Below are 7,757 nucleotides of genomic sequence, written 5' to 3'. Positions count from 1 at the left end.
CGATCAGCTCGGCCGAAAAGCCCTGCGGCAGCTTGGGCTTGGCACCCGCCGGCCTTTCGGCGAGGCCGGCGCTGTTCGAGGCGGATTTGGTGGCGTAGGGCTTCGGCAGATCGTTCGGCCTGATCAGGCGGCGCACCCCCGGCCGGTCGGCGCGCCAGTCGCCGAAAGCGGCCGCGCCTTTCAACACGGGCTCGTCTGCCTGCTGCGCGAATGCCGTGGTGGTGACAAACAGGGTGGCGGAGATAGCCAGCCCGGCGAAACGGATCATCCCTGCCCTCCAACACTTGGCCGTGAAGACAGCAACGGGCGGCTTCGCCGATCGTTCCGCGGCAAACGATGAGTTGAAGGAAGGCCCCGATCTCCGGATTCAGGTTCCGGCAGCGTAGAAATCGTCGTCGAGGCGTTTTTCCAGCTCAACCAGATCGGCCGGCAGCGGCAGGCCCATGGCGCGCATTTCCCGCAGCTTTTCGCGCAACTGTTCCTGGATTTCGTGCTGGTCTTCCGGCTGGTTGACCATTTCCTCCAGCAACAGGCTGATCCGAGCCTTGAGTTCTTCCAGCGCCATCGTCGTCTCCTCGGTTAGATCAGCTCAACGGAGCATGCGGGATATCAGCTGCGCGGTGTAATCCACCATCGGCACGATGCGCGCGTAATTCAGCCGGGTTGGACCGATGACGCCGAGCGCGCCGACGACGCGGGCGTCCTTGTCGCGATAGGGGGCTACCACCAGCGACGAGCCCGACAGCGAAAACAGCTTGTTTTCCGAGCCGATGAAGATGCGCACGCCCGAACCCTGTTCGGCAAGGTCGAGCAGCTGGATCAACCCGTCCTGCGTCTCCATGTCCTCGAACAGATGCCGCAACAATTCGATGTCGGCCTGGGCGGTGACGTTTTCCAGCAGATTGGCGCGGCCGCGCACGATGAGTCGCGCCGGCAGGCCGCTGTCGGCGCCGGCCCACACCGCCAGCCCCTTCTCGACCAGGTCCTGCGACAGCGTATCGAGTGCAGCCCTGGTCTCTTCCTTGATGCGGGCGATCTCGATCCGCGCCTCGGCCAGCGTGCGGCCGCGGATATGGGCGTTGAGGAAATTCGAGGCCTCGTGCAATTGCGAGACGGTGATGCCGACGGGCAGTTCGACGACGCGGTTTTCGACGTCGCCGTTCTGCGACACCAGCACCGCCAGTGCCTTGGTCGGCTCAAGCTGGATGAATTCGATGTGCTTCAGCGCCACCTCGTTCTTGGCGGCCAGCACCAGGCCGGCGCCGCGCGACATGCCCGACAGCATCTGGCTGGCCTCGGTCAGCATGTGCTCCAGCGTCGCGCCGGAGCCCGACGCCCGCACCTGTGCCTCGATGGCGCGGCGCTCCTCGTCGGAAAGGTCGCCAAGCTCCATGAAGGCGTCGACGAAGAAACGCAGGCCGGCCTGCGTCGGCAGCCGGCCGGCCGAGATGTGCGGCGCGTAGATCAGGCCGAGATGCTCGAGGTCGCTCATCACGTTACGGATGGTCGCCGGCGACAGCGAGGAGGGCAGGATGCGCGACAGGCTGCGCGAGCCCACGGGTTCACCGTCCCTGAGGTAGGAATCGACGATGCGTCGGAAGATGTCGCGGGAACGCATGTCGAGCGACTGAAGCGCGGGCGACTGCGAACTCGGATCGACTGCCTTGGTCATACGGCCAAAAACCTCCGGCCCAAGATATAGACTTCGCCGCGGCCCGCGCAACCCGGTGTCTTTGTGAGATCGCCCGGTGTCTGTGTCGGATCGTCAGGCCATTTTCCTTTGCGCCACGCGTCCCATGTGGTTACAAGCCGGCCAAGATTCCGAAAAATGACAAGAAAGCAGCCAGAATGCGCCCCTCCAAACGCCAATTCGACGAAATGCGCGCCATCTCCTTCGAGCGCGGCGTCTCCAAGCATGCCGAAGGCTCATGCCTGGTGAAGTTCGGCGACACGCATGTCCTGTGCACGGCCAGCCTCGAGGAAAAAGTGCCGGGCTGGATGCGCAATTCCGGCAAAGGCTGGGTGACGGCGGAATATGGCATGCTGCCGCGCTCGACCGGCGAGCGCATGCGCCGCGAGGCTTCTGCCGGCAAGCAGGGCGGCCGCACGCTGGAAATCCAGCGGCTGATCGGCCGCTCCTTGCGCGCCGTGGTCGACCTGCAGGCGCTGGGCGAGCAGCAGATCACCGTCGACTGCGACGTCATCCAGGCCGATGGCGGCACCCGCACCGCCTCGATCACCGGCGGCTGGGTGGCGCTGTATGACTGCCTGCGCTGGATGGAAGCGCGCCAGATGGCCAGTGTCGCCAAGGTGCTGAAGGACCATGTCGCGGCGATCTCCTGCGGCATCCATGATGGCCAGCCGGTCATCGACCTCGACTATATCGAGGATTCCTCGGCCGGCACCGACGCCAATTTCGTCATGACCGGCAAGGGTGGCATCGTCGAGATCCAGGGCACCGCCGAGGGCGAGCCTTTCTCCGAAGATCAGTTCGCGGAATTGATGGGCCTGGCCAAGAAAGGCATCCAGCGCCTGGTCAGCCTGCAGCAGATGGCAGTGGCTTGACGGTTTTCTGGTGACCCCCTCCGCCATCCTGGAATCTGCCCTCTACGTCACCGATCTGGCGGCGGCGGAAGAATTCTATGTCGGCGTCCTCGGGCTCGACCTGCTCGGCAAGGTTGACGGCAGGCACCTCTTCTTCCGCTGCGGACCGGGCGTGCTGCTCGTCTTCAATGCCGAGGCGACGAAGGTGCCGCCGGCCCCCGACGCCAGGCTGCCGGTCCCGCCGCACGGCGCTGTCGGCGAGGGTCATCTGTGCTTTGCGGCGACCGCCGACGAAATCGTGCGCTGGAAAGCTCATCTGGAGGTGAAGAAGATCCCCATTGAAAGCGAATTCGAGTGGCCGCAAGGCGGCCATTCGATCTATATACGCGACCCCTCGGGCAATTCGATCGAATTTGCCGAGCCACGAATCTGGGGCCTTTGATGCATTCTCTTGATGGCAAGAAGATCGTTGTCGCCAGCCACAATGCCGGCAAGCTGCGCGAATTCGCCGACCTGATGGGGCCGTTCGGCTTCGAAGCCAAGTCGGCCAAGGAGTATGGCCTGCCGGAGCCGGATGAGACCGGCACCACCTTCGAGGAGAACGCCTACATCAAGGCGCTCGCCGCAGCCCAGGCGACCGGCCTGCCGGCGCTGTCGGACGATTCCGGCCTGTGCGTCGACGCGCTCGACGGCGCGCCCGGCGTCTACACCGCCAACTGGGCCGAAACCCCCGACGGCTCGCGCGATTTCGGCATGGCCATGCAACGCACCGAAGTGGCGTTGCAGGAAGTCGGCGCGGCCTTGCCACAACAGCGCAAAGGCCGCTTCGTCGCCGTCATCTGCCTGGCGTTCCCCGACGGCGAGGCGGAATACTATCGCGGCGAGGCCGAAGGCACGCTGGTCTGGCCGCCACGCGGCGAGCTCGGCTTCGGCTATGATCCGGTGTTCCTGCCCGATGGCTTCGAAAAAACCTTCGGCGAGATGAGCGCTGAGGAAAAACACGGCTGGAAGCCCGGCCAGCCGACGGCGCTGTCGCACCGCGCCCGCGCTTTCCAGAAATTCGCCAAAGCGAGATTGGGCTCGGCATGAGCATGCTGCTCGACCGGACGCCCGGCTTCGGCGTCTATGTCCATTGGCCGTTCTGCGCAGCCAAATGCCCCTATTGCGACTTCAACAGCCATGTCCGCCACCAGCCAGTCGACCAGGACCGCTTCGCCAGTGCCTTCGAGGCCGAGTTGGCGACGATGCGCGAGCGCACCGGGCCGCGCGAGGTGACCAGCATTTTTCTCGGCGGCGGCACGCCGTCGCTGATGAAGCCGGAAACGGTGGCCAGGGTTCTGGACGCGGTGGCGAAGAACTGGACGGTGCCCGATGGCATCGAGGTGACGCTCGAAGCCAATCCGTCCTCGGTCGAGGCCGAACGCTTTCGCGGCTACCGGGCAGCCGGGGTCAATCGCGTCTCGCTCGGCGTGCAGGCGCTGAACGACAAGGATCTGCGCTTCCTCGGCCGGCTGCACAACGTTGAAGAGGCCCTGCACGCCATCGGCCTGGCGCGAGAAATCTTTCCGCGGCTGTCCTTCGATCTGATCTATGCCCGGCCCGGCCAGACGCCGGAGGCTTGGGCATCGGAGCTGGAACAGGCGATCGGCCATGCCGCCGACCACCTGTCGCTCTACCAGCTGACCATCGAGGAAGGCACGCCCTTCCACGCTCTGCATGCGGCGAAGAAATTCATCATCCCCGACAACGACCACGCCGCCGATCTCTATGCGCTGACGCAGGAGATCACATCGGCGCATGGCCTGCCGGCCTATGAGATTTCCAACCACGCCAGGCCGGGCGCAGAAAGCCGGCACAACCTGACCTACTGGCGCTATGGCGAATATGTCGGGGTCGGGCCGGGCGCGCATGGCCGTTTCGTCGAGAATGGCCGCCGCACGGTCACGATCGCCGAGCGGATGCCGGAAACCTGGGCCAATCTGGTAGAGGCCAAAGGCCATGGCGTCACCGGCGGCGAGATCCTGACGCGCTCGGAAGAGGCCGACGAGTTCCTGCTGATGGGCCTGCGGCTGGCCGAGGGCATCGACCTCTCCCGCTACGAGGCGTTCTCAGGACGCGGCCTGTCGAGCGCACGGCTGTCGATGCTGCAGGGCGAGGGTCTGGTGGCACCGATCGGCAATGCCCGGCTCCGCGCCACGCCGGCCGGCATGATCGTGCTCGACGCCGTGGTGGCCGATCTGGCGCGCTAACCCCTTGAAAACCGTCCTCTTCGTTTGCAGCCAGAACCGTTTGCGCAGCCCGACCGCCGAGCAGGTGTTTTCAACCCGCCGCGACATCGAGGTCGCATCGGCCGGAACAAACCATGATGCCGACACGCCGCTGACGCATGATTTGGTCGCTTGGGCCGACATCATCTTCGTCATGGAAAAGGTGCACCGCACCAAACTGCAGAAGAAATTCAAGGCCAGCCTGAAGAAGGCCCGGGTCATCTGCCTCGATATACCTGATAACTATGAATTCATGGATCTGGAGCTGATCAGCCTTCTGAAGGCACGCGTTTCACAGTATCTCGGTTGAGACGTCATCCGCGAAGGCCACCCGCATGAACCTGACCGTCACCTCCTGGCAATTCTGGGCGCTGCTCTCGGCTGCATTCGCGGCCCTGACGGCGATCTTCGCCAAGGTCGGCATCGAGAACATCAATTCCGATTTCGCCACCTTCATCCGCACAATCATCATCCTGATCGTGCTCGGCGCGATCCTGCTCGCCAGCGGCCAGTTCCAGTCGCCGGCGATGATCACGGGAAAGACCTGGGCTTTCCTCGGCCTGTCCGGTCTGGCCACAGGCGCCTCATGGCTCTGCTATTTTCGCGCCCTGAAGATCGGCAATGCGGCGCAGGTGGCGCCGATCGACAAGCTAAGCGTCGTGCTTGTGGCGGTGTTTGGCGCGGTCTTTCTCGGCGAGCGACTCACCGGCGCGAACTGGCTTGGCGTCGCCCTTATCGCGGCGGGCGCGGTGCTGGTCGCCTATCGGGGATAGCTCAGCCACTCCGCAATCCGAACTCGATTCGACTTCGAAGAAGAAATCCTGATGGTGAAAATCGCCGCCATCCTCCCAGGATTGCTGCGTGCGGCCACAGCCTGCATAGGAAAACACGTCGATCTTTGTATCCTGCGGCGCCTGTATCCATTGGTCGCCAACCCTATGAAACATGTAGTGCGAAGTGGCTGGATCGTCCGAACGCATATGCAAGTGGATGCCGGGCATCGCGAATTGCGGATCGATGTCCAGCTGCAGATAGGCGGCTGAAATATTTTCGATGATTATCCAGTCATGGCTGGAAATGGGCTGGTTGAGCGCCGGGTAGCGAATTCTTGCGAGTTCGCGTTCTTCGGTCTCGCCGGCCAGCATCCCTCGGAGCGAAAGTGTCTTGCCAAAGAGGCCACTGGCCATTGTGGCCCTGAATTTGATCGTTCGTGGGGAGGCTGATGAAGAGCCGGCCTGTGCGGATTGCGGCGCGGCCCTCTGGGGGTCGCGTATGGGAAACATCTCATTGTTTCGCGCATCACCCGCGGATGCCGAGGTGGCAAGGCACAAAAAACCGACGGCAAGCGCGCATACTCGCCGACCAACCAGCGTCTTCGTTTCGCGTTCAATCAGAGCGTCTTCGTTTTGTGGCCATCCGGTCAGGCGTCGTGCTTGTCGCGGTGTTTGGCGCGGCCTTTCTCGGCGAGCGTGTCTCCGGCGCGAACTGGCTTGGCGTCGCCCTTATCGCGGCGGGCGCGGTGCTGGTCGCCTATCTGATGTAGCGGCACGCCGTTGCGGGCGCTTTTTGTTTCAAGACGGGTGATGAAGATATCGAAGCGATTGGGCATCGTCCGGTCAGTGCTCCGTCGTGCTGTCGGGTTTGTTGTCGGAAAGCCTGACGTTCGCAGGCAAGGCGGCCTGCTTGGTCAGGCTGGCGTCGGTCTTGGCAGGCAAGCGCTTGTCCCTGCGTACGGCAACGCGGTTGCGGTCGGCATAGTAGGGCTCGAAAGCGTCCTGTATCTTCAGGCTATCCATCCTGTCCTCCTCGGGAATCAGGGGGTAAATCTGCCGTAGCCGGTTTCGTTCCCTACTGTGGCAAAGGAATGGCGGGGGAGACGCAACGTCAGCTTTTGCAAGCCGACGTCAGTCGTGCCAAACAGGTTCTGAATGGAGAAGGCATCAGTGACCGGCGAGACGGGCAAGCGTAGCTATGTGGTCGGTCAGGCCGAGATCGCGGCCCGGCCGCTCGAGCCGGCGCTCTATCTGGTGGCGACGCCGATCGGCAATCTGGCCGACATCACGCTGCGCGCGCTGGAAACGCTGGCCGCCGCCGACATCGTCGCTTGCGAGGACACGCGGGTGTCGCGCGTGCTGCTCGACCGTTACGGCATCCGCCGCCGCACCACGGCCTATCACGAGCACAATGCCGGCGAGGCCGGGCCGAAGCTGATCGCGGCGCTCCAGGCCGGACAGAGCGTGGCGCTGATCTCCGATGCCGGCACGCCGCTGGTCTCGGATCCCGGCTACCGGCTGGTCGGCGAGGCGCTCGACCACGGCATTCGCGTCGTGCCGATCCCCGGTCCATCGGCGCCGCTCGCCGCGCTGACGGCATCCGGCCTGCCCTCGGATGCCTTCATGTTCGCCGGCTTTCTGCCGGTCAAATCAGGGCAGCGGCTGACGCGGCTGGAGGCACTGAAAGCCGTGCCGGCGACGCTGATCTTCTTCGAATCGCCGCGCCGGCTGGCTGACTCGCTTGTCGCCATGGTCGAAGCGCTCGGCGGTCAGCGCAAGGCGGCGATCGGCAGGGAATTGACCAAAACCTTCGAGGAGATGCGCACCGGCACGCTGCAGGCGCTCGCCGACCACTATGCGGCGGCCGATACGCCGAAGGGCGAGATCGTCGTTTGCGTCGGCCCGGCCGAGGCGAAGGCCGACGAACCTGAAGACATCGACCGCCTGCTTTTGTCGCTCGCCGCCGAGATGCCGGCCTCCAAGGCAGCCGCCGAAGCCGCGAAAATGACCGGCGGCCATAAACAGGCACTCTATCGGCGGCTGCTCGAGCTTAAGGATGCTTCCGGAGAGGGCGGTGGCTGAGCGCCCGATTGCCAGCCGCCAGAAGGCCTATCGGCGTGGTCATCGCGGCGAATGGCTGGCGGCGGCAGCGCTGATGCTGAAGGGCTACCGG

At 64.3% G+C, this 7,757-nt stretch carries 10 protein-coding genes and 2 pseudogenes; 8 read left to right on the top strand and 4 right to left on the bottom strand.

Translation table 11 applies throughout. The features are described 5' to 3' along the window. The 3 genes and pseudogenes from EN935_RS14400 to hrcA all read right to left on the bottom strand — a co-directional run. A pseudogene (locus tag EN935_RS14400) lies at positions 1 to 268 on the bottom strand (sorbosone dehydrogenase family protein); the annotation flags it as partial. 99 nt (positions 269 to 367) lie between these two features. Continuing rightward, positions 368 to 565 carry a hypothetical protein gene (locus EN935_RS14395; protein ID WP_126067052.1) on the bottom strand — a complete coding sequence of 66 codons (198 nt, stop codon included), beginning with the start codon at positions 563 to 565 and terminating at the stop codon, positions 368 to 370. 24 nt (positions 566 to 589) lie between these two features. Then, positions 590 to 1,672: a heat-inducible transcriptional repressor HrcA gene (hrcA, locus tag EN935_RS14390; protein WP_126067053.1), complete on the bottom strand. Its 1,083-nt coding sequence runs from the start codon at positions 1,670 to 1,672 to the stop codon at positions 590 to 592. Between the two features lie 176 nt (positions 1,673 to 1,848). Between hrcA and rph the strand changes: the two genes are divergently transcribed. From rph to EN935_RS42035, 7 genes and pseudogenes are all read left to right on the top strand, one after another. Next, the gene (rph, locus tag EN935_RS14385) at positions 1,849 to 2,565 is read left to right on the top strand and encodes a ribonuclease PH (RefSeq protein ID WP_109667625.1); all 717 of its coding nucleotides are present in this window, start codon (positions 1,849 to 1,851) and stop codon (positions 2,563 to 2,565) included. Positions 2,566 to 2,575: 10 nt separating this feature from the next. After that, positions 2,576 to 2,986 carry a VOC family protein gene (locus tag EN935_RS14380; RefSeq protein ID WP_109667622.1) on the top strand — a complete coding sequence of 137 codons (411 nt, stop codon included), beginning with the start codon at positions 2,576 to 2,578 and terminating at the stop codon, positions 2,984 to 2,986. Continuing rightward, positions 2,986 to 3,633 carry an RdgB/HAM1 family non-canonical purine NTP pyrophosphatase gene (rdgB, locus tag EN935_RS14375; protein WP_109667619.1) on the top strand — a complete coding sequence of 216 codons (648 nt, stop codon included), beginning with the start codon at positions 2,986 to 2,988 and terminating at the stop codon, positions 3,631 to 3,633. Before EN935_RS14380 ends, rdgB begins: the two co-directional genes overlap by 1 nt. Beyond that, complete coding sequence (gene hemW, locus EN935_RS14370) at positions 3,630 to 4,793, top strand: radical SAM family heme chaperone HemW (protein WP_126067055.1); 1,164 nt, start codon at positions 3,630 to 3,632, stop codon at positions 4,791 to 4,793. Before rdgB ends, hemW begins: the two co-directional genes overlap by 4 nt. 4 nt (positions 4,794 to 4,797) lie before the next feature. Then, positions 4,798 to 5,121, top strand: coding sequence for a low molecular weight protein tyrosine phosphatase family protein (locus EN935_RS14365; RefSeq protein WP_109667614.1), 324 nt, complete (start codon positions 4,798 to 4,800; stop codon positions 5,119 to 5,121). Between the two features lie 25 nt (positions 5,122 to 5,146). Further along, positions 5,147 to 5,584 carry an EamA family transporter gene (locus EN935_RS14360; RefSeq protein WP_109667612.1) on the top strand — a complete coding sequence of 146 codons (438 nt, stop codon included), beginning with the start codon at positions 5,147 to 5,149 and terminating at the stop codon, positions 5,582 to 5,584. A gap of 653 nt (positions 5,585 to 6,237) precedes the next feature. Next, a pseudogene (locus EN935_RS42035) lies at positions 6,238 to 6,354 on the top strand (transporter); the annotation flags it as partial. A 73-nt stretch (positions 6,355 to 6,427) separates the two neighbouring features. Here the strand turns inward: EN935_RS42035 and EN935_RS14350 are convergent. Further along, on the bottom strand, positions 6,428 to 6,607 hold the full coding sequence (locus tag EN935_RS14350) for a hypothetical protein (RefSeq protein ID WP_109667609.1): 180 nt from the start codon (positions 6,605 to 6,607) through the stop codon (positions 6,428 to 6,430). A 147-nt stretch (positions 6,608 to 6,754) separates the two neighbouring features. Here EN935_RS14350 and rsmI point away from each other — a divergent pair, with 147 nt between their 5' ends. Continuing rightward, positions 6,755 to 7,666, top strand: a complete 912-nt coding sequence (rsmI, locus tag EN935_RS14345) for a 16S rRNA (cytidine(1402)-2'-O)-methyltransferase (RefSeq protein WP_164757511.1) — start codon at positions 6,755 to 6,757, stop codon at positions 7,664 to 7,666. The last annotated feature ends 91 nt before the right edge of the window (positions 7,667 to 7,757 follow it).

The sequence above is a fragment of the Mesorhizobium sp. M7D.F.Ca.US.004.03.1.1 genome (genome assembly GCF_003998635.1).
Classification (GTDB): Bacteria; Pseudomonadota; Alphaproteobacteria; order Rhizobiales; family Rhizobiaceae; genus Mesorhizobium; species Mesorhizobium loti.
This window is presented reverse-complemented; position numbering and strand designations above follow the sequence as displayed.

Bases quoted from the DNA above. Each gene is read 5' to 3' on its own strand.
- hemW (WP_126067055.1), top strand. From the start codon at position 3,630: ATGAGCATGCTGCTCGACCGGACGCCCGGCTTCGGCGTCTATGTCCAT.
- hrcA (WP_126067053.1), bottom strand. From the start codon at position 1,672: ATGACCAAGGCAGTCGATCCGAGTTCGCAGTCGCCCGCGCTTCAGTCG.
- EN935_RS14360 (WP_109667612.1), top strand. From the start codon at position 5,147: ATGAACCTGACCGTCACCTCCTGGCAATTCTGGGCGCTGCTCTCGGCT.
- EN935_RS14395 (WP_126067052.1), bottom strand. From the start codon at position 565: ATGGCGCTGGAAGAACTCAAGGCTCGGATCAGCCTGTTGCTGGAGGAA.
- rdgB (WP_109667619.1), top strand. From the start codon at position 2,986: ATGCATTCTCTTGATGGCAAGAAGATCGTTGTCGCCAGCCACAATGCC.
- rph (WP_109667625.1), top strand. From the start codon at position 1,849: ATGCGCCCCTCCAAACGCCAATTCGACGAAATGCGCGCCATCTCCTTC.
- EN935_RS14350 (WP_109667609.1), bottom strand. From the start codon at position 6,607: ATGGATAGCCTGAAGATACAGGACGCTTTCGAGCCCTACTATGCCGAC.